Source organism: Agromyces luteolus (genome assembly GCF_009729855.1).
Taxonomy (GTDB): Bacteria; Actinomycetota; Actinomycetes; order Actinomycetales; family Microbacteriaceae; genus Agromyces; species Agromyces luteolus.
Genome location: NZ_WODA01000025.1, coordinates 589,180 through 612,791, shown reverse-complemented (window position 1 = coordinate 612,791; position 23,612 = coordinate 589,180). Strand labels below are relative to the sequence as shown.

22 protein-coding genes are annotated in these 23,612 nt (G+C 72.9%); 14 read left to right on the top strand and 8 right to left on the bottom strand.

The window, feature by feature from the left end; translation table 11 throughout:
- Positions 1–73 precede the first annotated feature (73 nt).
- From GLX25_RS16495 to GLX25_RS16465, 7 genes are read left to right on the top strand one after another with little or no spacing between them, the layout of a single operon-like run.
- A complete protein-coding gene (locus tag GLX25_RS16495) occupies positions 74–1,309 on the top strand; it encodes a TadA family conjugal transfer-associated ATPase (RefSeq protein ID WP_205719924.1) in 1,236 nt (411 codons plus the stop codon).
- Positions 1,306–2,187: a type II secretion system F family protein gene (locus GLX25_RS16490; protein WP_166548923.1), complete on the top strand. Its 882-nt coding sequence runs from the start codon at positions 1,306–1,308 to the stop codon at positions 2,185–2,187. The genes GLX25_RS16495 and GLX25_RS16490 overlap by 4 nt, the downstream gene beginning before the upstream one ends.
- Entirely contained in the window at positions 2,175–3,122 is a 948-nt protein-coding gene (locus GLX25_RS16485) for a type II secretion system F family protein (protein ID WP_155843607.1), read from the top strand. Before GLX25_RS16490 ends, GLX25_RS16485 begins: the two co-directional genes overlap by 13 nt.
- A gap of 39 nt (positions 3,123–3,161) precedes the next feature.
- Positions 3,162–3,329 carry a hypothetical protein gene (locus tag GLX25_RS19015; protein WP_240898393.1) on the top strand — a complete coding sequence of 56 codons (168 nt, stop codon included), beginning with the start codon at positions 3,162–3,164 and terminating at the stop codon, positions 3,327–3,329.
- Complete coding sequence (locus GLX25_RS16475; RefSeq protein WP_309299138.1) at positions 3,260–3,712, top strand: TadE/TadG family type IV pilus assembly protein; 453 nt, start codon at positions 3,260–3,262, stop codon at positions 3,710–3,712. The genes GLX25_RS19015 and GLX25_RS16475 overlap by 70 nt, the downstream gene beginning before the upstream one ends.
- On the top strand, positions 3,687–4,154 hold the full coding sequence (locus GLX25_RS16470) for a TadE family protein (protein ID WP_155843603.1): 468 nt from the start codon (positions 3,687–3,689) through the stop codon (positions 4,152–4,154). Before GLX25_RS16475 ends, GLX25_RS16470 begins: the two co-directional genes overlap by 26 nt.
- Complete coding sequence (locus tag GLX25_RS16465; RefSeq protein WP_166548922.1) at positions 4,151–4,600, top strand: pilus assembly protein TadG-related protein; 450 nt, start codon at positions 4,151–4,153, stop codon at positions 4,598–4,600. The genes GLX25_RS16470 and GLX25_RS16465 overlap by 4 nt, the downstream gene beginning before the upstream one ends.
- 33 nt (positions 4,601–4,633) lie before the next feature.
- On the opposite strand, the gene GLX25_RS16460 is transcribed toward GLX25_RS16465, so the two are convergent.
- Positions 4,634–7,408, bottom strand: coding sequence for a hypothetical protein (locus tag GLX25_RS16460; protein WP_155843601.1), 2,775 nt, complete (start codon positions 7,406–7,408; stop codon positions 4,634–4,636).
- A gap of 201 nt (positions 7,409–7,609) precedes the next feature.
- On the opposite strand from GLX25_RS16460, the gene GLX25_RS16455 reads away from it, so the two are divergent.
- Entirely contained in the window at positions 7,610–8,491 is an 882-nt protein-coding gene (locus tag GLX25_RS16455; protein ID WP_240898444.1) for a vWA domain-containing protein, read from the top strand.
- On the top strand, positions 8,484–9,251 hold the full coding sequence (locus GLX25_RS16450; RefSeq protein ID WP_155843598.1) for a hypothetical protein: 768 nt from the start codon (positions 8,484–8,486) through the stop codon (positions 9,249–9,251). The genes GLX25_RS16455 and GLX25_RS16450 overlap by 8 nt, the downstream gene beginning before the upstream one ends.
- Positions 9,252–9,290: 39 nt before the next feature.
- On the opposite strand, the gene GLX25_RS16445 is transcribed toward GLX25_RS16450, so the two are convergent.
- The 5 genes from GLX25_RS16445 to GLX25_RS16425 form a co-directional block, all read right to left on the bottom strand.
- Positions 9,291–9,434 (bottom strand): hypothetical protein, encoded by a 144-nt coding sequence (locus tag GLX25_RS16445; RefSeq protein ID WP_155843596.1) that lies wholly within the window; start codon positions 9,432–9,434, stop codon positions 9,291–9,293.
- Positions 9,435–9,681: 247 nt separating this feature from the next.
- Positions 9,682–12,780, bottom strand: a complete 3,099-nt coding sequence (locus GLX25_RS16440) for a M14 family metallopeptidase (protein WP_205719922.1) — start codon at positions 12,778–12,780, stop codon at positions 9,682–9,684.
- 135 nt (positions 12,781–12,915) lie between these two features.
- The gene (locus tag GLX25_RS16435) at positions 12,916–13,734 is read right to left on the bottom strand and encodes a TIGR01458 family HAD-type hydrolase (RefSeq protein ID WP_155843594.1); all 819 of its coding nucleotides are present in this window, start codon (positions 13,732–13,734) and stop codon (positions 12,916–12,918) included.
- Positions 13,731–14,936: an FAD-dependent oxidoreductase gene (locus tag GLX25_RS16430; RefSeq protein WP_166548920.1), complete on the bottom strand. Its 1,206-nt coding sequence runs from the start codon at positions 14,934–14,936 to the stop codon at positions 13,731–13,733. Before GLX25_RS16430 ends, GLX25_RS16435 begins: the two co-directional genes overlap by 4 nt.
- Before the next feature lie 108 nt (positions 14,937–15,044).
- A complete protein-coding gene (locus GLX25_RS16425) occupies positions 15,045–16,373 on the bottom strand; it encodes an MFS transporter (protein WP_155843592.1) in 1,329 nt (442 codons plus the stop codon).
- Positions 16,374–16,452: 79 nt separating this feature from the next.
- Here GLX25_RS16425 and prfB point away from each other — a divergent pair, with 79 nt between their 5' ends.
- From prfB to GLX25_RS16400, 5 genes are all read left to right on the top strand, one after another.
- Positions 16,453–17,559 (top strand): peptide chain release factor 2, encoded by a 1,107-nt coding sequence (prfB, locus tag GLX25_RS16420; RefSeq protein WP_155843590.1) that lies wholly within the window; start codon positions 16,453–16,455, stop codon positions 17,557–17,559.
- 84 nt (positions 17,560–17,643) lie between these two features.
- Complete coding sequence (gene ftsE, locus GLX25_RS19440; protein WP_205719921.1) at positions 17,644–19,146, top strand: cell division ATP-binding protein FtsE; 1,503 nt, start codon at positions 17,644–17,646, stop codon at positions 19,144–19,146.
- On the top strand, positions 19,143–20,054 hold the full coding sequence (gene ftsX, locus GLX25_RS16410) for a permease-like cell division protein FtsX (protein ID WP_166548919.1): 912 nt from the start codon (positions 19,143–19,145) through the stop codon (positions 20,052–20,054). The genes ftsE and ftsX overlap by 4 nt, the downstream gene beginning before the upstream one ends.
- Before the next feature lie 116 nt (positions 20,055–20,170).
- Positions 20,171–20,647 carry an SsrA-binding protein SmpB gene (gene smpB, locus GLX25_RS16405; protein WP_166548918.1) on the top strand — a complete coding sequence of 159 codons (477 nt, stop codon included), beginning with the start codon at positions 20,171–20,173 and terminating at the stop codon, positions 20,645–20,647.
- Between the two features lie 45 nt (positions 20,648–20,692).
- Entirely contained in the window at positions 20,693–21,430 is a 738-nt protein-coding gene (locus GLX25_RS16400; protein WP_166548917.1) for a tyrosine-protein phosphatase, read from the top strand.
- A gap of 37 nt (positions 21,431–21,467) precedes the next feature.
- Here the strand turns inward: GLX25_RS16400 and GLX25_RS16395 are convergent, their stop codons facing one another.
- Both GLX25_RS16395 and GLX25_RS16390 read right to left on the bottom strand, forming a co-directional pair.
- Positions 21,468–22,130: an SIMPL domain-containing protein gene (locus tag GLX25_RS16395; protein ID WP_166548916.1), complete on the bottom strand. Its 663-nt coding sequence runs from the start codon at positions 22,128–22,130 to the stop codon at positions 21,468–21,470.
- A 143-nt stretch (positions 22,131–22,273) separates the two neighbouring features.
- Positions 22,274–23,563 carry a glycosyltransferase gene (locus GLX25_RS16390; protein ID WP_155843585.1) on the bottom strand — a complete coding sequence of 430 codons (1,290 nt, stop codon included), beginning with the start codon at positions 23,561–23,563 and terminating at the stop codon, positions 22,274–22,276.
- Between the last annotated feature and the right edge of the window lie 49 nt (positions 23,564–23,612).

Below are 23,612 nucleotides of genomic sequence, written 5' to 3'. Positions count from 1 at the left end.
CGATCCTCCTCGCCGACCCGCCTGTGTGGATAACTTCCGGGCCGGATGCGCGACGATCTCCAAGATGGAGCGCATGTCGGACCCCGTGCGCACCATCGCCGAGCGGGTGCGTGGGCGGGTGCTCCGCGAGGGCGTCGACCTCGCCCGCGACGAGGCGGTGGCGGCGCGGTTCGCCGCCGAAGAGGTGCGCCGGTACTCCGAGCGGGCGCTCGCCGGCGCGCATGCTCCCCTCGCAGACGAGCAGGGCGCTGCGCGCGAGGTCGTGGCATCCATCACCGGCTATGGACCGCTGCAGCCGTTCTTCGACGATTCGAGCGTCGAGGAGATCTGGATCAACTCGCCGACCCGCGTGTTCGTGGCGCGCGGCGGCGTGGCCGAACTCACGACGGTCGTCCTCTCCGACCGCGAGGTGCGCGACCTCGTCGAGCGGATGCTGCAGCACTCGGGCCGCAGGGTCGACCTGAGTTCGCCGTTCGTCGACGCGTCTCTGCCCGACGGCTCGCGGCTGCACGTCGCGATCCCCGACGTCACGCGCGCCCACTGGGCGGTGAACATCCGGAAGTTCCAGCAGCGCATCCGGTCGCTGCAGCGACTCGTCGAGCTCGGTTCGATCACGAGGCCAGCCGCCGAGTTCCTGCGGATGGGCGTGCTCGCGGGCGCCAACGTGCTCGTCTCGGGTGCCACGCACACGGGCAAGACGACGATGCTCAACGCCCTGCTCGCGGCGACGCGCACGGGGGAGCGGGTCGTCACCGTCGAGGAGACCTTCGAACTCGACCTCGACGTGCGCGACCTCGTCGCGATGCAGTGCCGCCAGCCGAACCTGGAGGGGTCGGGCGAGATCACGTTGCGGCGGCTCGTGAAGGAGGCGCTGCGGATGCGGCCCGATCGGCTCGTCGTCGGCGAGGTGCGCGAAGCCGAGAGCCTCGACCTGCTCATCGCGTTGAACTCGGGCCTGCCCGGCATGTGCACGATCCACGCGAACTCCGCGCGGGACGCACTCGCGAAGCTCTGCACGCTGCCGCTGCTCGCCGGGCGGAACATCGACTCCGGCTTCGTGGTGCCGACCGTGGCATCCTGCATCGACCTCGTCGTCCACCTCGCCATCGATCGCGACGGACGGCGGCGCGTCGCCGAGATCGCCGTGACCACCGGCGAGACCGAGGGCGCCCGAGTCGAGGCCGAGGCGATCTTCCGATTCGACCGGTCGGCCGGCGAACTCGTGCGCACGGGAGCGCATCCGGTCCGGCTCGAGAAGTTCGAGGCGGCCGGGCTCGACCCGGCGATCGTCCTGGGCGCGGCGGCGTGAGCCTCATCCTCGGTGCCACGCTCGGCGCCGGCCTCGTCCTGGTGCTGTCGCCGTGGCTCTGGGCCGCGCGACCGGAGGGCGTCGGAGCGTCGGTCGGCGGCGCTGCGGAGCGGGGAGCGCCGGCCGCGATCCGCGACGAGCTCGCCCTCGCCGGCATCCCCGGGGTGCCGATCGCGGTCGTCGTCATCGTGGGCATGGTCATGGCCGCGCTCGCCGCGGCCGTCGCACAGGCGGTGTTCGGCGTGCCGCTGCTCGCGCTCATCGCGGCGCTCCTCGGCGCCGGCGCGGTTCCGCTCGCCATCAGGTCGCGTGCGAACCGGCGCCGCGCCGCGAACCGCGCGATCTGGCCCGATGTCGTGGACCACCTGGTCTCGAGCGTGCGCGCGGGGATGAACCTCCCGGACGCGATCGCCGCGCTCGCGGACCTCGGCCCGGCGGCGACCCGCACGGCGTTCGCGGGATTCGACGACGAGTTCCGTCGCACGGGCGACTTCGGCTCGGCCCTCGACGCGCTGAAGGCGCGCCTGGCCGATCCCGTCGCCGATCGGATCCTCGAGACGCTGCGGATGGCGCGGGAAGTCGGCGGCACCGACCTCACCGCCGTGCTCCGCGGGCTCGCCGCCTACCTCCGCGAGGACGCCGCACTGCGTGCCGAGGTCGTCGCCCGCCAGGGGTGGATCCGGAATGCGGCGCGCCTCGGCGTCGCCGCGCCGTGGCTCCTGCTGTGCGTGCTGGCGACGAGGCCCGAGACGCTCGACTCCTACGATTCCCCGGCCGGCACCGTGCTCATCCTGTGCGGCGTCGCCGTCACGCTCGTCGCGTACCGGCTCATGCTCGGACTCGGTCGCCTCCCCGAGGAGCGTCGATGGTTCAGTTGAGCGCGACGCCGATCGTCGCGGTCGCGCTCGGCGCGATCCTCGGGCTCGGACTCTGGCTCGTCGCGGCATCCGTCCCTCGCATCGGCCGGCCCCGGCTGGTCGACCGCGTCGCGCCGTACATCACCGACATCTCCGCCGAGGCGCGCGCGATGCGCGCCAGGCCGGCGTCCGATCCGGGCTCGGTCATCGGCATGCTCGTGCTCCCCGCGGCCCGGCGTGCCCGCGGCATCCTGTCGTCGATCCTCGGCGGCAACGACACGGTCGCACGGCGCCTCCGGCAGGCCGGCGCGGATGCCACGGTCGAGCGATTCCGCGGTCGACAACTCGTGTGGGCGTCCGTGGGGTTCGCCCTCGCCGCGCTGGTCGCCCTGTTCGCCCCCACGATGGAGTCCACCCCCGCAGTGGTGCGCTGGACCGTCCCGCCCTTCGGAGCGGTGGTCGGCGCGGTCGCGGCCGACTGGATGCTGCAGCGCGCGGCGCGTCGCCGACTCTCACGGATCACGAGCGAACTGCCGACCGTGCTCGAGTTCCTCACGCTCAGCCTCACCGCGGGCGAGGGCATGCTCGACGCGCTCCGGCGCGCCGCACGGACGGGCTCCGGTGAGCTCGCGCGCGAGTTCGCCGGCGTGGTCGCGGCAGTCGGCACGGGCGTGCCGCTCGGCCTCGCGCTGGCCGACGTCCGCGACGGACTCGAGCATCCGGCGCTCTCGCGCGCGATCGACCAGGTGCTCGGTGCGCTCGATCGCGGCACGCCGCTCGCCGACGTCCTCCGGGCTCAAGCGGGTGACGCGCGCGCGGAGGCCAAGCGCACGATCATCGAGCTCGCCGGTCGCAAGGAGATCGCGATGCTCGTCCCGCTGATCTTCCTCATCCTGCCGGTCACCGTCGCCTTCGCGCTGTTCCCCGGCTACCTCGTGCTCCAGGCGGGCTTCTGATGCGCCGTCGCACCCCGCCACCCGATGAAAGGACCTCGCATGCCGCGCTGGATCGCCCGACGCCTCGCCGACGAACGGGGGGACGTGCCCGGATGGGTGCTCATCACGCTCATGACCGCGGGGCTGGTGATCGTGATCTGGGGGCTCGCCGGCCCAGCCCTGTCCGGGGTCTTCGACCAGGCGATCGATCGGGTCGTCGGCTTCTGACTCGACTGGCCGACGAGCGCGGGTCCGCGGTCGCGGAGTTCTCGCTCGTCGGCGTCCTGCTGACCGCGCTGCTCCTCGCGGTCGTGCAGCTCGCGCTCGCCCTCCACGTGCGCAACACGGTGCTCGACGCCGCGGCGGAGGGCGCCCGCTACGCGGCACTCGCGGGGTCGTCGCCCGCCGCGGGCGTCGAGCGGACGCGCCGGCTGATCGACGCGGCCATCGCCGCCGACTACGCCGCGGACGTCTCGGCCGTCACGGCCACGGTCGGCGGGGTTCCCGCGATCGCCGTGACGGTCCGGACCGCACTGCCCGTCATCGGCCTGCTCGGCCCCGAACGCGCACTGGAGGTGACGGGCCATGCCGCGGTCGAGGCGCTCGACTGACGAGCCCGGATGGGGACTCGCCGACGAGGGCGGGTCCGCGTCGCTCGAGTTCCTCACGGTCGGCATGATCCTCCTCGTCCCGCTCGTCTACCTCGTGCTGGCGATGTCCGCCGTGCAGTCGGCCGCGCTCGGCGTCGAGGGTGCGGCCCGGCAGGCGGCTCGCGTCGCCGTGGTGCGGGCGGAGGCCGGCGAGCCCGCGGCATCCGTCGAACGCACCGTGCGCGTGGTCCTCGCCGACTACGGGGTCGATGCCGGCGAGGCATCCGTCGACGTCGACTGCGGCGGACCGTGCGGGACGCCGGGGGCGCGCGTGACCGTCGCGGTGCGGGCCGCGGTCGCGCTGCCGCTCGTGCCGCAGGTGCTCGCGTCGAGCGGGATCGGGTCGGTGCGCATCGAATCGCACGCGACGCAGACCGTGTCGCGGTTCGCGAGTGCACCGTGAGGTCCCGGGCGACGGCGCCGCTCCGAGGCGAGGAGACCGGGTCGACGCTGCTGCTCACGATCTTCTACGGCGTGCTGGCGCTTGCCCTGGTGCTCGTCGTGACGTCGGCGACGTCGCTGTACCTCGAGCGCAAGCGGCTGTTCACGCTCGCCGACGGCGCGGCGCTCGCGGCCGCCGAATCGTGGCGCCTCGACGAGGTGCGGCTCGAGGGCGACGTGCTCGTGTTCGGCCTCGACGAGGCATCCGTCGCTGCGGCCGCAGCCGGCTACCTCGGCGACGCGGCGCACTCGCTGCGCGGGCTCGAGCTCGTGCGGGCCGACTCGAGCGACGGGCGCAGCGCCAGCGTGACCCTCCGGGCCGTCTGGCACGCGCCGATCTCGACGGACCTCGTGCCGGTGACCGTGCCGATCGAGGTGACCGCCGACGCGCGGTCGGTGTTCCACTGACCGGGACGGTCGACCTGACGTGGACCAGCCGAGCTACGGTGCGCCGCCGCCGCCGGCCGGCTCGCCCAGCGCCTCGACGAGGTCGTCGCGGGCGAGGAGGAACTGCTCGGTGCCGAGGTAGTCGCCGTGCGTCGCGATGCGCCAGAGGTAGCTCGCCGGCGCGGACTCGGTGACGCCGCGGTCGACCGGGTTGTGCTTCTCGGGGTAGCCGTACACCGGGAAGCCGAGGTAGTCGGTCCGGCGCCAGAGGCTCCGCCAGCGCGGCACCTCGCGGTCGTGCGCGCCGAGGATGCCCGTGAGCGATCGCTCCGGATCGGCCTTCGGGGCGGGCAGCCCGACGCGGAACTCGTCGAGCACCTGCGAGCGCCACGGATCCGACCGCCAGAGCGACGGGCCGCGCGTGCCGGGCACGCCGAGGTCGTCCGGGCCGAACACCGACGGGAAGAACCGGCTGAAGTACGCGCGCAGCTGCGTGCCGTACGAGAGCAGTGCCGTGCGATCGACGAGCTCCTCGCCCTTCATCACCCCGGCCGGCACGCGATCGCCGCGCATCGCCATGAGCGTCGCCGCCGAGATCGTGGAGCCCATCGAATGGGCGGTGAGGATGACGCCGCGGCGACGCCGCGCCGACGGGTCGTTGAGCCAGGCCCGGGTTCGCGCCGCGAGCTCGGGCACGACGCGTTCGCCGAAGCACGGCGGCGCGAACGGGTGGCCTGCGCGCGGGAAGAACGCGACGACGTCCCAGAACACCCCGAGCGGGCGCTCGCTGCTCGAGGCGGCGTGCGCGACGACCGCGGCGACGGCGGCCAGGGCGACGGCGACGAGCACTGCGGTCGACGCGGCGCGGATCCCCGCGGGGCCGTTCTCGCCGAGGCGGTCCACCGCGAACGCCCGGAGGCCCTCGTAGACGACGGCCGACGACAGGCTGAGGAAGCCGATCGCGGCGAAGACCGCGAGCCAGCCGAAGAGCGGCTCGCCGCGATGGAGCAGGTGGGAGCTCCTGCGGACCGTGAGACGTCTCCGGTTCCGGGCGGCGGGCACCGCGACCCGCGGGGCGTAGGTGCTCGGGTCCGGCGTCTCGAGCCCGCCGCGATCGTGCGCGGGCGCACGCTCCTCGTCGCCGTCGGACGGCGTCGACCAGGCCAGCTTCGGCAGGCTGAACCGCGCGAAGCGCACCATGTTCACGATCAGCGCCGCGATGATGACGGCGAGCATCAGCGCGGCGATCGCGGTGAGCACGACGGCGAACCGCTCGTACGCGTCCGGGACGTCGAGCGACAGCTCCGGCTGCGGCTCGGGCGGTGTGCGCCAGATGTACGAGGTGTCGGCCTTGTCGGTCGAGGTGCCCAGCCATGAGGCCACGCCGAGCACCAAAAGGCTCGAGAGCGCCATCGACGCGAAGAGCGCCAGCAGCATCGCGACCGCGGCGCCCTGGCCGCGCCACGCCTCGAACCGGTGGTTCGCCGGCGTCGTCCACGCGTTCACGAGATGGAGCAGCACGCACAGCGCGGCGCCGCCGACCCAGAGCCACCGCTCGTCGCCCTCGCGGGCGTGGCTGCCGAGCAGCAGCGCCGCGCCGCCCACGAGGAGGACCGCGCTGATCACCCGACGCACCCACGAACGGTTCTTCCAGCCGGCACCGGCGAGTGCGAGGAACAGGGCGAGCACGATCAGGGCGATCGGCGTGCCGATGAGGCCGAGGAAGACCTTGCCGTCGCCCTCACCCTCGGTCGTCCGGAAGGCGAGCCACATCCACACCCCGTAGCCCGCGACCGATGCGACGAGGCATGTCATCGACGCCATCCGCTTCGCAGTGGTGCGACCGTCGGACGTCGTGTGCGAGGCGAGCGCGACGAGGACGACGATCGCGACGAGCAGGGCCGCCGCGCCGATCGCGAACCACGCCGCGAGCGGGTTCCCGAAGCCGGCGGCGAGGCACTCGCCCGTGATCGACGACGATCCGTCCGTCCAGCAGTCGCCGACCGCGAGGTACGCCGAGTCGAGGGCGAGGAGGAAGAGCACGAGCGCGATCGCGCCCGACACGTGCAGCCACTCTGAGGTCTGCCCGATGCGGGACTCGGTCCAGAAGCCGCGCGTGGCGAGCAGCGGACGGCTCCGCTCCTGCTGCAGCAGGTCCAGGTCGGTCCCGAACTGCTTCACGCGTTCCTCGTACGCGACTCGGCCGCGACGTGCGATCACGTAGAGCACGATCACGGTGGCGATCGGCGCCAGGCCGAAGAGCGCGGCCCGCCGGTCGCGCTCGAGGTCGACGAGGCCGTCGAACACCGACGGCAGCGCGGCGCACACCTGTCCGTCGCGGAAGCACTGGACGCCGACGAGGTCGATCGCGACCGAGCAGAACGCCGCGACCGCGATCAGCGTCAGCAGGAGCCCGAAGACGCGAACGGTGGCGGCGCCGAAGTCGCCGTTCCACTTGGGCGTGCCGGCGGTGTCGCCGGGCTGCGGGTCGATGCGCCGCGTCCAGTACCCGAGGTTGGCGAGCGCGTAGGGGAGCAGTAGGAACCATCCCACGTGCACGAACGCGCGGCCGATGGCCGCGAGCGCACCCCCGCCGGTGCGGGCCTGCGCGCCCCACGAGAACGCCTCGATCGAGCGGATGCCGCGTGCCGGGCGTTCCCCGCGCTTCCGCCAGAACGACCCGAGATCGTCGCCGAAGACCTTCTCGATCTCGTCGGGCGAGGACTCGAGCATCTCGGCCGGCGGAGTGTTGCGGACGCCGTGGATCCGGATCTCGAGGATGTCCGCCTTGCCCGGACCCGCGAGCGCATCGAAGAACCTGCCGAACATGGACCCCTCCCCCCAGAGGTGGCCGCCGCAGCGTCGACCTGAGCGAATGCTAGCGATGATGGATTCCCGGGACTGGCCCTCGAACGGGTCACATGCGCGCCGCTCGTCGCCCGGGTCGACGCCGATCTCAGGGTCCGCCCGGGTGCGACAGCTTCGCCGATGGGCGAGAGTAGACGAGGAATCCTCGAGGTGGTGATCGAGATGTCCATCGTCCGACGCACCGCGGTCGGAGTCGCCCTCGGCGCGCTCGCGGTCATCGGGATCGGGCAGGCCGCGCACGCGGGCGAGCCCTCCGACGCGGTCGTGTTCCTCGTCGACACGTCGTCGTCGATGGAGGGGGCGCCGCTGGCGCAGGCGCAACGCGCACTGGCGCGATCGCTCGATGCCGTCCCCGACGACCGGGCGGTGGGCCTCCGCACGTTCGCCGGCGGATGCGACGACCCGCCGGCGACGCTCGTCGACCCCGCCGTCGGGAATCGCGAGGAACTCCGGCGCGCGGTCGACGGCCTCTTCGCGTCCGGCGGCACACCGACCGGTCCCGCGCTCCTGACGGCGGCGCGGGCCCTCTCGGGCGGATCCGGCACGATCGTCCTCATCAGCGACGGATTCGCGGAGTGCGACCCGCCGCCGTGCGTGGTGGCGGCGGCACTCATGGAACAGGGGTTCGACATCCGCATCAACACCGTCGGCTACGCGTTCGACGGCGAACCGCCGAGCGAACTCACGTGCGTCGCCGAGGCCACCGGCGGGCGTTACTTCGACGCCGACGACGAGGAGTCGCTCGTGGCCGTCCTCGGCGAGGCGAGCGGAGGCGGCGGCGGCGGGGCACCGCCGGTGCCGTTGCTCATCGTCGGCGTCGTCGGGGTCGGCATCGTGGTCTGGGCGGCCGCGCGGCCGACCGCGCCGTGGAACCAGCGGCGCCTGGTACGTCGACGGGTCCGGGTGGCGGCCACCGCGGGACGCGGCGTCACCTGGTCGCCGAGCCGGGACGCGGACGGCGAGGCGCCGACGCGATCCGTGCGACTCGAGGTGCGACCGGGTCGCTGGGAGGCCCGCATCGTGGAGGGAGACGACCGTGGATAGCGTGCAGCTGAGCGTCCGGGACCTCGTGCTCGAGCCGGGGCGTGCGTCGGTGAGTCCGGAGGTGGCGAGGATCGCCGCCGATCGCGACGTGGGCGGGACGGTGGCGAAGGTCGTCGCCCGCATGGCCACGGCCGGGAAGGACTACCTCGCGGGGGAGGTCGGCAGGGTCGCCGACGGCCTGCTCGACCTCGACGTCACCGACGTCGTCGCACACGCGTGGGATCGCCATCGGGCGATCACCGAGGCGAAGGAGTGGTCGGCGAAGAACCCCGACGGCGAGATGGTCGTCCCGCTCGTCACGCACACCGTGAAGTGGAGCTACGAGCCGGCGGTCGAGGTGACGGTCGATGCGGTCCCGATCACGAGCATCGGGCTCGCGGTCGCGGTCGACACGACCGTGAAGGGCGCGGTGATCGCGTTCCGGCGCGGCGAGGTCGCCGACGTGCGCACCGGCACGGTCGAGGTGCGCGCGAAGCTCGAGTGCGAGGGCGTGAAGCTCGCCGAGCGCACCGGGTCGTTCGGTCTACCGGCGCTCCTCGGCTTCAGCGGCGCGCCGCCGGCCCGTCCGGAGGCGCCTCGCGCCGCGGTGCCGCCCGCGGTCCCCGCTCGGTACCGCCCGGGCGACATCGTGAACGGCCACCGGCTCAATGCGGATGCCACGGGCTGGGAGCCCGTCGACCGGTACCGGCCGGGCGACGTCGTCAACGGCTACCGCCTCAACGACGCCGGTTCCGCCTGGGAACCGGTCCGCGCGCGCTGAGAGGCGCCGGCGCGTCGCATCGCGTGGCGACGTCCGGGATCAGGTGCGGGTCATCGCCACCAGGAGGCCGACGACGACGAGCAGCACCGGGATGCCGATCGCGGCCAGGACGACCGCGCGGCGCAGTCGGTACATCGGGTCGTGGTCCCACATCGCGTTGGGCTGCATCCCCGTGCGGATCACGCGGCGATACCGCGAGCCGCAGTCGACGCATTCCCAGATCGTCCCCACCCGGTGGTCGCTCGCCGCGGGGAGCGGACATCGATGCGGATTCACGGGTGACGAGCGATCGGCGGTCGGCATGCGCCTCACCATAGGGCTCGGCGGGTCGCCGTGGGGGCGCGGTCGCGGGGCTGTGGATACGCCGGAACGGCCGGCGACCGAAGGTCGCCGGCCGCCCCGTCTCGGTGTCCCGAACGGGTTGCGCGCGTCAGTCCAGCAGGTGGCTCAACGCGGCATCCATCCACTCGGCCCGGGTCGCGGCATCCGTGATGCCCTCGAACCCGAAGCCCGCGTAGAGCGAGCCCGGCGTGGCCACGACCGCGGCCTCCGGGAACCCGCCCGCCGTGGTGCGGATGAAGTTGTTCGGGTTGGGCGAGCTGCCCTCGGGCGGGCCCGTGATCTCCCAGCCGCCGAGGTCCGCCTCGAACGAGGTCGTGCCCTCGCCCGTCGAGACCTCGATGTCGTCGAAGAACACGCCGAGACCCTGCGTCGCCCAGTCGCTGGCGTACGAGAGCGCGACCTCGACCTGGCCGCCGGCCCACGGGCTGAGGTCGACCTCCCACTGCTGCCATCCGCCGGAGTTGCCGGATGCGGCGTTCCACTCGCCGCTCGACCCGGTCGGCTCGCACGTGCCCGGCGTCTGGTAATGGTCGACCTGCGGGTGCAGCTCGTTCCAGCCGGAGAGGCAGCTGTCGCCCGTGTCCTGCGACGTGTGCCCGTTGGCATCGGGCAGTGTCGTCCAGTCGTCCTGACCCGGGGTGTGCGCCTCGACGAACGTGAAGTCCCAGTGGGCCTCGGTGTCGTACGACGTCCAGAACGACAGGGTCGCGCCGCCGGCCGGCACGTCGATCGTGCGCATGACCTGCTTGTACGACACGTCGCCCAGCTGCGAGTACAGGTAGTAGTCACCCGTGTGCGGCTCGAACGGACCGCCTGCGCGGTCCCAGCGGGCGGAGACCCAGCTGTCGAACTGCGGGTAGTCCGACGTGGGCAGCACGCCGCTCGTCGTGATGAACGAGTTCGTGTGGATCTGGTTCTGCGCGCTGTCACCGCCGTTGAAGCCCCAGCTGAGGCCCTCGAGCGGCACGTCCACGCCGAGCGCGTCGAGCACGTCGCCCTGCTCGTCGAGGCCCGCCGAGTCGACCGCCACGTAGGCGCCGAGCCAGTACTGCAGCACGTCGTTCGTCGCGTCGCCCGAACCGAAGAGCGCCTTGCATCGGGCCAGCACGGCCGGGTCGGCGCGGCACTCGGCATTCGCCGACGTCGGGTCGAAGTACTGCGTGCCGAGGTTCGGCGTGTACTGGCTGCCCGCCCAGTCGCCCGTGTAGAGCACCTGGCCGCCCTCGTTCATGAAGTCGCGGACGTTCAGCAGCTCGTCCATCGCGAGACGCGAGGCGTTGCCGCCGCCCCAGCCCGGCTCGCGCGTCACGATGTCGTCGCCCGTGTACCAGACGACGGCGTCGTAGTGCGAGAGCACGCCGAGCGCATCCGCAGCGATCCGGCCGTTGGCGTCGACGTCGTAGACGTCGTAGCTCGCACCGTTCTCGTCGAGCGCGTCGGTGTAGTACGACAGGTAGTTCGGGCCACCGGCCTGCCCCGGCGAGGCGCCGGTGTAGTCCTCGGCCGCGAGCACCAGCACCTCGGCACCCGACTCCGAGACGGCCTCGTAGGTGAACGAGTCGCTCGTCTCGCCGCCGCCCTCGAACCAGACCTCGACGGAGTCACCGGGGTCGGTGCCCGTCACCATGCCGGTCATCACGCGGTAGTGGACGTCAGTGCCGCCGCCGTAGCGATCGCCGCCGTCCCACTCCGACGTCGGCGCGCTCTGCGCCGCGCCGCCGTTGATCGAGTACTTCGCCGTGACGTCGCCGAGGCTGCGCTTCGCGAGCACGCGCACCTCCTGCGGGTCGCCGTAGGAGTGCTCGAACGTGAAGTTCGACTGCGGGAGCCCGACCTTGTAGTCGTCGTCGCTCTGCAGGTAGAACGGCTCGGTCTCGATGCCGAGGTGCGACACCGGGTTCGCGGGGTCCTTGGCCGACTTCGCGACATCCGTCGAGAACGGCAGGATCCGCTCGAACTCCGCCTGCACCAGCGCCTCGTCGTCGGGGAAGACGAAGCCGCCTCCGCTGCCGCCGTCGCTCAGCTCGGGCGTCCACGCGAGCGTGCCGTGCGCGGAATGCGCGAAGTCGGTCGTCTCGCCGTTCGTCACGTAGAGCACGTCGGAGGACAGGCCCGGCTCGAAGCCGTCGATCGACGGGTTGTCGAGGTTGCCCGACAGCGCGTAGTAGATCGGGTCGTCAGCGCTCGGCGTGCCGATCTGCCATCCCTCCGGGTAGAGCAGCCACTCGCCGAACGAGTGCCAGTTGACCTGGAACTCCGGCTTCGCGCGATCGAAGAGCGACATCATCGCCTGCGTCTCCGGCTCGGAGGCCGGCGACGGACCGCGGTAGGTCTCGCTCGCGGTCTGCGACGACGAGCCCTCCTCGTCGTACCCGAAGTGCTCCTCGTAGTTTCGGTTCGGGTCGACGCCGTCGCCCCGGTTGACCTCGCCGTTGCCGTCGTTGTCGCGGAGGTTCTTGCGCCACAGCCGCTCGCTGTCGAACGTGTACTGGTACCCGTCGGGGTTGGCGACGAGCAGGAACCAGAGCTCGGTGGACTTCAGGAGGTCCTTGACCTCCTTGTCGTTCGCCCGCCACTCGTCGATGTACCAGTTGAGCAGGCGCCGGTTGGTCTCCGCCGCGATCCACTCCCGCGCGTGCTGCGTCGAGCTGTAGAGCACCGCCGGACGCGAGCCGTCCTTCTGGCCCTTCGCGCCCTGCGTGAGCTTGAGGGCGATGATCTCGCGACCCTCGTAGGTGTGCCCGAGGACGACCAGCTTGACCAGCTGCGGGTTGTCCTTGGCGAGCTGGTACATCTGGTCGCGATAGCCACCCGGCTCGTCGTACGAGCGCCAGACGTCGTAACCCGAGGCGGCCTGCTCCTGCGCCGACTGCTTCGCGGACTTGCCGTTCTTGCCCTTCGTCAGCTTCACGTCGATGCCGCGCTCGGAGAGCCCCTTGGCCTCGGCCTCGGAGAGGATGAGCTGCATCTCGACGCCGCGACCGGACGCCTTGCTCGCGGCGATGTCGAGCCCGGAGGCGGCCATGTCGGCCGCCTGCTCCGCGCTGACCTCCGCGGTGTACATGTCGAGTTCGCCGACGTCGTCCTCCGCGGCGTTCGCGCCGATGGGACTCAGCATCGCCGCGGCGAGCGCCGCGGCGGCGGTTCCGAGGGCGATCCGGGTTCGGGTGGAACGGTTTCCAGTCATGACGACCCCTCCGGTCCGGCTTCCGGCCAGAGGGGATTGGTGACGACGACGTTGTGCGTACCAAGCTCGCCACGCTTCTGGCGCCTGCGGACCCTACGGGCCACCTTGGCCGCGTGCCTCTCGGGCTGTCAAGACTCAGCCCGAGGATTCGTCGATTCCGCCGCCGGACGATCGATTCCGCCACCATCCGGGCAGTTCGGCGACGGAATCGAGCACCGCGTCGGGTTCGATCGCACCATCGAGATCGGCCGGGTCGAACTTCCCGGTCCGCACCAGCACGCCCGTCAGTCCCGCGCGCTGCGCACCCTCGACGTCGGACCTGATGTCGTCGCCCACCATCACCGCTTCACCCGGCGCCTCGGCGAGCGAGTCGACCGCGGCGCGATAGAAGGCGGCGGCCGGCTTGCCGAGCACCACGGCCTCGCGCCCGGAGGCGTACTCGATTCCGCGCACGAACGCGCCCACGTCGAGCCGCAGTCCGTCCTCGGCGCGCCAGTAGCGCGTGAGGCCGAGGGCCACCAGCGGGATGCCGGGATCCGCCGCGAGCAGGCGGAAGGCGCGGTTCATCGTCGCGAAGTCCCATCCGCTGCCGAGGTCGCCGACGACGACCGCGTCGGGGAAATCGGAGGGACCGGCCGCGCCCACGCCGAGCTCCACGAACTCGGCCGCGGTCGCCTCGGGCACGAAGAGCGCCGGATGGCGGCAACCCTCCGCCTCGAGCCAGGCCGCCGCCGCGACGACCGGCGTGAGCACCTCGGCGACGCCGACCTCGATCCCCATGCCGCGGAGCTTCGCGACGATGTCGCGCCGGGGGCGCGAGGTCGTGTTCGTCACGAACCGATGGGGGATGCCGCGCTCGACGAGCCACGCGACCGCCTCGGCGCCGCCCGGCACCGGCTCGTCGCCGACGTAGAACACCCCGTCGAGGTCCAGCAGCACGCCGCGGGTGCTCATGCGCCGGCCCGTCCCTTCAGCCCGGTGCCACCCGCGATCGAGCGCATGACGAGCGAGTCGACGACCGGCAGCGACGAGGCGCGCAGCGTCCACCGCCTGAGCAGGAGCCGGAGCCGGTCGGGCGGCAGGAACGTGTTCGCCGCCCGGCGCCCGGCGGCCTGCTTCTCCTCGACGACCGGACGCCACCGGCGCTCGACCTCGCCGAGCGCCGCCTCGACCGCGGCGGCGTCGCGGCACGGCCCGACGAGGTCGGCGAGCAGTTCGGCGCCGGCGATCGCCATCGACGCGCCCTGCCCCGCGAGGAGCGAGACGGCCTGGCATCCGTCGCCGGCGAGCACGGTCGTGCCGCGGTGCCACTGCGGGAGCACGACCTGCGCGACCACGTCGTCGTACGGGTGCGGCGGGCAGCGCTCGAGCAGGCGGTCGATCGGAGGCCACAGCCCGCCGAACACGCGGCGCAGGCGCGTCGGCGCGTCCTCGTCGGGGTCGAGGCCGTCGTGCGCGTCCCCGCGGTACGCGAGGAACGCCGCGACCCGGCCGTCGCGCAGCCCGTAGATGCCGGCCTGGCGGTCGACCGTGTCGGTGAGCACGAACCGCCCGTCGAACTCGGCGTGCAGGTCGGGCGCGCCGTCGATCACGTACGCGGCCGCCCGGAGCCCGAGCGGGCGGACGAACTGCGACTCGTCGCCGAACAGCGCCGCGCGCACGCTCGAATGGATGCCGTCCGCCCCGATGACGAGATCGGCGCCGGCGAGTCGCCCGCCGAGCCCGCCGCCGAGCCCGCCGCCGCCGTCGCCCGCCTCGGCCGGGTCGTAGGTGACGCCGTAGTGCACGCGCACCGAGTCCGCGGGCGCGTCGGCGAGCGCGTCGAGCAGCACGAGCTCGAGGTCGGGGCGCATGAGGCTCAGCAGGCGCCCGCCGAGGGCCTCCGCGAACCGGTCGTAGTCGATGCTCGCGGTCCGCCGGCCCGACCGCGCGTCGACGTACTCGACCGCGCCGATCCGGTAGGCGACCTCGCGCAGCCGCGGCAGGAGGCCCATCCGCTCGGCCGCGTCGAACCCGAGGCCGAAGAAGTCCATCATGTAGCCGTCCGCACGCGGGCCGTCTGCCCGTTCGAGCACGTCGACCTCCCAGCCCGCGAGCGCCAGCTGCCGCGCGCTCGCGAGGCCCGCCATCCCGGCCCCGATGACCGCAGCCCTCACCGTGCCTCCGCTCCGGCGATGCCGAGTCCACCGCCCGGTGCCGACGCTACTCCGGCCGAGCGGGCGATCCCGGGTCGTCCGGCCCGCGCGGTGCGACCCCGTCGAGGCTCAGGTGTCCGCGGCGGGCGTCCAGGCCTCGTCGGGCTCGGGCGGTTCGGGCGACGGATGCCGCGGCGCGCGCGGCACGTACCGCGGGATCCACCGCCACAGCAGGCCCGCTCCGACCAGGCCGACCACGCCCATCGCCGCGGCGGCCGCCATCAGCGAGAGCGCCGACGTGATCGCCGAGATCGCGAGCGGCGCCGCCGCGCCGCCGGCGTCGGCGATCGTGCGGAACGCGCCGAGGAACGGCGCCGGGTTCGACGCGGGCGCGAGGTCGGCGCCGAGGGTCAGGACGACGCCCGACGAGAGCCCGTTCGCGACGCCGAGCAGCATCGTGGCCGCCGTGAACCACGCGACCGCGCCGGGCACGTCGTGCGTGACCGACAGCACGAGGTGGCCGACCGCGAGGCCGACGAGCCCGGGGATCGCGCTCCAGAGCCGGCCGTGCCGGTCCATCACGTGGCCGCTGACGTAGAACAGCGCGAAGTCGACCGCCGCCGCGATGCCGATGACGAGCGCTGCGGCATCCGGCCGCATGCCCAGCGAGACCGCCCAGAGCGGCACGATCACGATGCGACTCGCGCGGACCGCCGCGAGGAGCCCCACGCCGGTGCCGACCCGCCCGAGCACCCCGCGATACGCGACGATCGCGTGACGGATGCCGCCCGCGGCATCCGCTCGGCCCTGCTCGGCGGTCGCGGCGCCGACCCCGTTCTCGGCGGAGGCCGCCCGCACCCGCACAGCGGCGCCGAACACCCGCTCGGGGTCGGGCAGGACGAGGAGCACCGCGACGACCGCCGCGCACGCCACGACGAGGACCCAGAACACGGCCGTCGCCGAGCCCGTCCAGGCGATGATCGCGGCCGCCGTGAACGGGCCGATCGCCCAGCCGCCGCGGAAGACGCCGGCGAGCGTCGACAGCGCGCGGGCGCGCACACGTGCCGGCACGTAGCTCGTGAGGAAGGCGTGGCGCGCGAGCCCGAACACGGCCGCCGCGAGCCCGAGCAGGAACATGCCGACCGCGAGCGCCCACCCGGTCGGCACGGCGAGGGCGAGGAGGGTGCCGGTCGCCGCGAGCGCCGACGCCCCGATCATCGCCGCGCGCTCGCCGATGCGGGCCACGAGCCATCCGGCCGGCAGGTCGCCGACGAGCCCGCCGACCATGAGCATGGCCGCGATGAGCCCTGCGAGCGCGAGCGAGGCGCCGCGATCGACCGCGACGACCGGGATCACGGGGATGAGCGCGCCCTCGCCGAGCGAGAACAGCAGCGTCGGCAGGTAGGCCGGGAGGACGATCGACCGCCACGAGAACGGGTGGGCGGTGTCGGCGGTCATCGCCTGCGATCGTACGCCCGACCGCCGGCACGGGCTCGCGCAGGCCCGTCGCGTCCCGGGCGACTAGGCTGGTCGGGCCATGTTGGATCTTGACCTCACGCAGGAGATCGCCTCCCTGCGCACCACCTTCAGCGACATCCGCGCCGTCGTCGACGTCGACGCCCTCCGGGCCGACATCGCGCGGCTCTCCGAGGAGGCCGGCGAGCCGTCCCTCTGGGACGACCCCGCCAACGCGCAGCGGGTCACGAGCGCGCTCAGCCACCGCCAGTCCGAGCTCAAGCGCGTGACCGACGTCGAGCGGCGCATCGACGACCTCGAGGTGCTCGTCGAGCTCGCGAACGAGATGGAGGACGAGGACTCCGCCGTCGAGGCCCGCAAGGAGCTCGCCGCCCTCGAGGAGACCGTCAGCCAGCTCGAGGTGCAGACGCTCCTCGACGGCGAGTACGACGCGCGAGGCGCGGTCGTCACCATCCGCTCGGGCGCCGGCGGCGACGACGCCACCGACTTCGCCGAGATGCTCATGCGCATGTACCTGCGCTGGGCCGAGCGCCACAAGTACCCGGTCAAGGTCATGGACACCTCGTACGCCGAGGGCGCGGGCATCAAGTCGGCGACCTTCGAGATCGACGTGCCCTACGCCTACGGCACCCTCTCGGTCGAGGCCGGCACCCACCGCCTCGCGCGGATCAGCCCGTTCGGGTCGGCCGACAAGCGGCAGACGAGCTTCGCCGCCGTCGAGGTCATCCCGGTGATGGAGGAGGCCCAGGAGGTCGACATCCCCGAGAGCGACATCCGCGTCGACGTCTTCCGCTCGTCGGGCCCCGGCGGCCAGTCGGTGAACACGACCGACTCGGCCGTGCGCCTCACGCACATCCCGACCGGCATCGTCGTCTCGATGCAGAACGAGAAGTCGCAGATCCAGAACCGCGCCGCGGCCATGCGCGTCCTCCAGACGCGACTGCTGCTGCTGAAGCGCGAGGAGGAGGCCGCGAAGAAGAAGGAGCTCGCGGGCACCATCACCGCGAGCTGGGGCGACCAGATGCGCTCCTACTTCCTCTACGGCCAGCAGCTCGTGAAGGACCTGCGCACGGGCTACGAGGTCGGCAACCCGGCGACGGTGTTCGACGGCGACCTCGACGGCCTGATCGCCGCCGGCATCCGCTGGCGCAAGCAGAAGGACGACTAGGCCGGAGCCCGGGTCGGGTCGCGGCCCGACGTTTTCCGGTGTCGTTGGCCCGTTTCGGGCCGAGGCCGCCTACGCTCGAACCCGATGATCCGTTTCGACTCCGTCACCAAGTCCTACCCGGGACAGACCCGACCCGCCCTCGACGACATCACGGTCGAGATCCTGCGCGGCGAGTTCGTGTTCCTCGTCGGCGCGTCGGGGTCGGGCAAGTCCAGCTTCCTGCGCCTGATCCTCAAGGAGGACCGCCCGACGGCGGGCAAGATCCACGTCCTCGGCCAGGACCTGCGCGCGATCTCCACGCGCAAGGTCCCGTACTTCCGCCGCAACCTCGGGGTCGTCTTCCAGGACTTCCGCCTGCTGTCGAACAAGAACGTGTTCGAGAACGTCGCGTTCGCGCTGCGGGTCATCGGCAAGTCGCGCGGGTTCGTGCAGTCCGCGGTGCCCGAGACGTTGAAGCTCGTGGGCCTCGACGGCAAGGGCAAGCGGATGCCGCATGAGCTCTCCGGCGGCGAGCAGCAGCGCGTCGCGATCGCGCGCGCGATCGTCAACAAGCCGCAGATCCTGCTCGCCGACGAGCCGACGGGCAACCTCGACCCGGTCACGAGCGCGGGCATCATGACGCTGCTCGAACGGATCAACGCGTCCGGCACGACCGTGATCATGGCCACGCACGAGGCGGGCATCGTCGACCAGATGCAGCGACGGGTGATCGAGCTGAGCTCCGGCGAGGTCGTGCGCGACGAGCGCAGCGCGGGCTACGCGGTCGCCGGCGACCTCGCCGCACCCACCACGTCGGTCGTGGGCGCGATCCCGGCGGGCGACGCGGTGCCGTCCGATCGCGCGGCGGCGGCGCTCGCCGCGGTCGGCGCGGAATCGGGCGTCGCGCACGAGGCCGAGGGGGCCGAGCCCGGTGCGGTCGAACCCGCCGAGCCGACGCCCGTCCCGGCCGGCGCCGCGGCGGACGGCACGACGGCCGACGCCCTCGTCGCCTCGATCCGCGCCGAGGAGGCCCTCCACGCGGCCGAGCACGCGGACGTCCGCGCAGACGCCGAGGCCGGCGCCGACGCCGATGCCGAGGCCGTCGAGCCGGCCGCGTCGACGGATGCCGCGGCATCCGTCGACGAGACCGCACCGACCACGGCGAAGCGACCCGCGTCCAGGAAGAAGCGTCCGGCCCGTCGCCCCGCTGCGAAGGCCGAAGCCGCCGCGCAGGCCGCGGACGAGGCATCCGTCGACACCCCGATGGACACGGGCACCGTCGGCGTGGCCGCGCCCAAGGTCACCCGCAAGGTCATGCAGGATGCGCCGCCCCTCTACGTCGAGCCCGAGGAGCGCGACGCGGTCACCGACGAGGCCGCCGAGATCACGGCCGCCGCGACCATGCCCGTCGAGCCGCTCGCCGAGCACGCGGCGGAGGCCGGCGCGACCGCCGAGGACGGCGACGGCAGGGGCGGGCCGCCCGGCAGGCCGGCGGCGCCCGTGAGCACGAAGTCCGCGCACCTCACGCTCGCCGAGCGTCTCGGCCTGCGAAGCCCGGCCGGCCCGCGCGCCGGCGACGACGACCAGGAAGTGGGGCCGGTGAAGTGAGGGTCGGTCTCGTGCTCGCGGAGGCGGCGAACGGCCTGCGCCGCAACGCCACCATGGTCATCTCGGTCGTGCTCGTCACGTTCGTCTCGCTCACGTTCGTCGGCACCGCGGCGCTGCTGCAGTTGCAGATCGCCCAGATGCGCGGCTACTGGTACGACCGCGCGCAGGTGGCCGTGTATCTCTGCACGGCCGTGTCGACCACCGAGGGCTGCCTCGACGGCGAGGCGACGCCCGAGCAGAAGGAGGCGGTCGAGGCGCAGCTGCGCGGCGACACGCTCGCGCCGTTCATCGACGAGTACTACTTCGAGGACCGCGACCAGGCGTACGCCAACTTCCAGGAGCAGTTCGCCGGCACGCCCGCCGCCGACTACGTCACGCCCGACGTGCTCAACGAGACGTTCTGGGTGAACCTCACCGACCCGTCGCAGTCCGCGGTGCTCGTCGAGAGCCTCGCCGGGCTCTCCGGCGTCGAGCAGGTCGTCGACCAACGCCGCTACCTCGACCAGATCTTCGACGTGCTGAACGCCGGGAGCTACACGGCGATCGCGGTCGCGGCGGTGATGCTCGTCGCGGCGGCGCTGCTCATCGCGACGACGATCCGGCTCTCGGCGTTCTCGCGCCGGAAGGAGCTCGGCATCATGCGGCTCGTCGGCGCCTCGAACCGCTTCATCCAGACGCCGTTCGTGCTCGAGGGCATCTTCGCGGGGCTGCTCGGCTCACTGCTCGCGGGCGGCGCGGTCGTCGCGATCGTGTACTTCTTCGTGCAGGGCTACCTCGCCGACTCGCTGTCGTTCACGTTCGTCGGGCTCGACGACGCGCTGCTCGTCGTGCCGCTCCTCGTCGCCGTCGGGGTGCTCCTCGCGGCGGTCTCCGCCGCGATCGCGATCCGCCGCTACCTGCGCGTCTGACCGGGTCGAGCCGTGCCCGGGCCGGCCCGCGGGCCTCGGATGCCGCGACCGCCGCTAGACTGAAGGGCTTGCCGGCGATCGCCGGCGGCATCCGTCATCGAAGCGAGGAGTGGACCGTGCCCAGGGAACGCGGTGAGAAGGTCGTGGCGACCAACCGCAAGGCGCGCCACGACTACCTGATCGAGGACACCTACGAGGCCGGCATCGTGCTCTCGGGGACCGAGGTGAAGTCGCTCCGGCAGGGTCGGGCGTCGCTCGTCGACGGGTACGCCTTCATCGACGGCGGCGAGATCTGGCTCGACGCGGTGCACATCCCCGAGTACACCGAGGGCACGTGGAACAACCACGCCCCGCGACGCAAGCGCAAGCTCCTGATGCACAAGCAGGAGATCGTGAAGATCAGCCACAAGACCAAGGAGGGCGGTTACACGCTCATCCCGCTGTCGCTGTACTTCAAGGACGGGCGCGCCAAGGTCGAGCTCGCGGTCGCGAAGGGCAAGCGCGAGTACGACAAGCGGCAGGCGCTCCGCGAGCGGCAGGACAAGCGCGAGGCCGAGCGCGCCATGGCGAGCCGCCGGCACCTTGGGGAGTAGCGCCTTCCGAGGTTCCTGACGGGACTCGGGGTTAGACTCCGGCGCGTGGAGATCTCGACGCGCATCCCGGTGCCGGGCACGTACAACTTCCGCGACGTGGGCGGGTTGCCCGCGCGCGGCGGCACGGTCCGCCCGGGCCGGCTCTTCCGTTCCGACGGGCTGCACCGGCTCGGCGACGACGGACGGGAGGCGCTCCGGCGGCTCGAAGTGGGCGTGATCGTCGACCTGCGCGACGACAACGAGGCCCGGGCCATGCCCGACGACCTCGCCGGCCTCGACGTCGAGGTGCTGCGGCTGCCCGTCTTCGAGGGGTCCGGGGCGTCGCAGGGCGGGCGGGGCATCTCGCTCGAGGCGCTCTACCAGCGCATCGTCACCAAGCACTCGGCCGTCGTGGTCGAGGCGCTGCGCGAGATCTCGAGCGCCGGTGAACGTGCCGTCGTCGTGCACTGCACCGCGGGCAAGGACCGAACCGGCATCGTCGTCGCGCTCGCGCTGCTCGCCGCGGGCGTCGAGCGCGAGGCGGTCATCGTCGACTACGCCCTCACCGAGGGGCACCTCGCGGGCGAGTGGCTCGAGGAGATGGTCGCGCTCATCGGCGACTACGGCGTGCCCGACACCCCCGAACTGCGCGTCCTCATGGGCGGCAGCCCGCGCGAGGCGCTCGAGTCCGCGCTCGACGAGGTGGAGCGGAGCCACGGCACCGTCCGCGAGTACCTCCTGGCGTCGGGTCTCGACCACGACGACCTGGTCGCGCTCGAGGCGTGGCTGATCGACCGCGACTGAGGTCGCGCGCGACCGTCGTCGCGACCGCGGCGGCGGGTCAGCCGGCCGTGAAGCGCGCGTCGACGGATGCCTCGACGACGAGCTTCGCCGGGGCGAACTCCGGCGCGGGGCCGGCATCCGAGGCGTCCATCGCCATCGCGCGCATCGCCACCGCCTTGTGCGCCCGAGGGATCGGCTGCGCCTGGAGCAGGCCGTGGTCGGCGAGCTCCACCGGCGTCGGGGCGCCGAGACCGAGCGCCTCGGCGTAGACCGCGGCCTTGCGGACCGCATCGGCGACCGCCGCACGCTGCGCCGCCTCCTGCACGCGCGAGCGCGAGGCATCCGTCAGCCGCCATTCGACGCCCTGCACGGTCACGTCGGAGGCCGCGGAGGTCGGACCGACCCAGGCGCCGAGCGCCTCGAGGTCGCGGAAGACGACCTCGAGCTCGGCGGAGGCCTGGTGCACGAGCGGAAGCTGCCGGCCCTGCTCGTTCCACGGGCGATGCGACCAGACGCGCAACTGCCCGGCCGACCACGACTCGAGCGCTCCCGCGCCGTCGAGTTCGCGGATCGCGGCGAGCAGCCGCTCGTGGGTCTCGCCGACGGCGGCGAGCACGCGATCGCGGTCGGGGCCGCTCGACGACACGGCGAGCGAGACCGCGCCGAGTTCGGGTTCGACGCGCTCCTCGGCGCGCCCGGTGACGGCGATCGTGGTCGGCAAAGGGGACCTCCCGGCGGTGCGGCCGCGCGGAACGCGGGCGTCGGTCGGCCGCGCACGGGCGCGGCAGACCTCAGCATACGTCCGCACCCCGGACGTCGCCGGGCGCCCGCGGCGGGAGCCGCCGGCGGGCGCCCGACGATGCCTCAGGCGATCGCGCGTTCGGGGAGCACCCCGGCACCGTCGAAGAGGCGCTCGAACACCGCACCGCGATCGAACTGCAGGGCGTAGGCCCGCGCCCGCTCGGCGCGCAGCGCGCGCTCCTCCGGCGAGAACGCGAGCGCCCGGTCGATCGCGTCGGCGATGGCATCGGGGTCGTCGACCGGCACGATGATCGCGTGCTCGCCGACGGCCTCGCCGATGCCGCCCGTGTCGGTCGTGATCACCGTGCCGCCGCCCGCCAGCATCTGCTCCGCGAGCGCGATCCCGAACGTCTCCACGAACTCGGGCCGAGGCTTGCTCGGCAGCACGTAGGTGGCGCAGCCGGCCATCAGGTACGGCTTCTCCGCGTCGTCGACGTCGTCGAGGAACACGATCCGGTCGGCGACGGGCGAGACCGCCGCGCGGGCGCGGAACTCCTCGGCCGCCGGGCCGCGCCCCACGATGACGAGCTTCAGCCGGTCGTGGGCCGCAGTGCGCTCGAACCCCGCGATGAGGTCGTCGACGCCCTTGGCCTCGGTGAGCCGCGACAGGAACAGCACGTAGCCGTCCGGCTCCAGCCCGCGTGCGGCGAGCACGCCGCGCACGATCGCCGGGTCGAGGTCGAGGTACTGCGACGTGTCGATCGCCGGGTACGAGATGCGGATCCGGTCCCGGCACTGCTCCGCGAAGCGGGTGCCGTGGAACGCGTCGATCTCGGAGGCCGCGGCGACGATGAGCTCGCGCGTGTACTCGGAGACCGCCACGCAGTGGTCCTGCGCGAGGTAGCTCGAGAGGATGTGCGCGGCTGCGCCGAACCGGCCCTCCTCCACGCACGAGCGCACGACGTTCGTGACATCCGACCCCACGGCCTCGGCGATCGTCGTCACGTTCACCGGAAGGCCCGTGCTCCACGCCGCGCGCACCGCGTCGGTCACGGCCACCGTGTGCGGGCTGAGGTAGAGCGACAGGCACACCGTCGGCACCCCGTCGGTGAACAGCTCGACGAGGCGGCCGGTGATCCCCGCGAGGTAGCGGCCGTCGGGCACCTTGTAGTCGCCCACGGGCTCCGGCCGTTCGACGATGATGCCGGGGCTGTACGGCAGCATCCGATCCAAGGGTTTCAGCGGCAGCCCCGCCGCCTCGAGCCGGTCGATCGGCCAGGTCACGATGCGCACCTCGTCGAACCCGCGCTGCAGCGCGGCCTCGGCGAGGTTGCGGCCCTCGACCGAATGGCCGCAGATCACCGGATCGGCGCGGTTGACGATGACGAGGCGGTTGCGAGGCGGAGCGTTCATGGCTCCTCCTTTCCTGTGGGGCGCGAGGTGCGCGTCCTGATCGGGCAGG

Coding starts and splice junctions, on each gene's coding strand:
- GLX25_RS16435 (WP_155843594.1), bottom strand. CDS start 13,734: ATGAGCACCCGCGGCGTGCTGCTGGACCTCGACGGGGTGTTCTACGTC.
- GLX25_RS19015 (WP_240898393.1), top strand. CDS start 3,162: ATGCCGCGCTGGATCGCCCGACGCCTCGCCGACGAACGGGGGGACGTG.
- GLX25_RS16390 (WP_155843585.1), bottom strand. CDS start 23,563: ATGAACGCTCCGCCTCGCAACCGCCTCGTCATCGTCAACCGCGCCGAT.
- prfB (WP_155843590.1), top strand. CDS start 16,453: ATGTTGGATCTTGACCTCACGCAGGAGATCGCCTCCCTGCGCACCACC.
- GLX25_RS16470 (WP_155843603.1), top strand. CDS start 3,687: ATGCCGCGGTCGAGGCGCTCGACTGACGAGCCCGGATGGGGACTCGCC.
- GLX25_RS16440 (WP_205719922.1), bottom strand. CDS start 12,780: ATGACTGGAAACCGTTCCACCCGAACCCGGATCGCCCTCGGAACCGCC.
- GLX25_RS16495 (WP_205719924.1), top strand. CDS start 74: ATGTCGGACCCCGTGCGCACCATCGCCGAGCGGGTGCGTGGGCGGGTG.
- GLX25_RS16460 (WP_155843601.1), bottom strand. CDS start 7,408: ATGTTCGGCAGGTTCTTCGATGCGCTCGCGGGTCCGGGCAAGGCGGAC.
- GLX25_RS16425 (WP_155843592.1), bottom strand. CDS start 16,373: ATGACCGCCGACACCGCCCACCCGTTCTCGTGGCGGTCGATCGTCCTC.
- ftsE (WP_205719921.1), top strand. CDS start 17,644: ATGATCCGTTTCGACTCCGTCACCAAGTCCTACCCGGGACAGACCCGA.
- GLX25_RS16455 (WP_240898444.1), top strand. CDS start 7,610: ATGTCCATCGTCCGACGCACCGCGGTCGGAGTCGCCCTCGGCGCGCTC.
- GLX25_RS16485 (WP_155843607.1), top strand. CDS start 2,175: ATGGTTCAGTTGAGCGCGACGCCGATCGTCGCGGTCGCGCTCGGCGCG.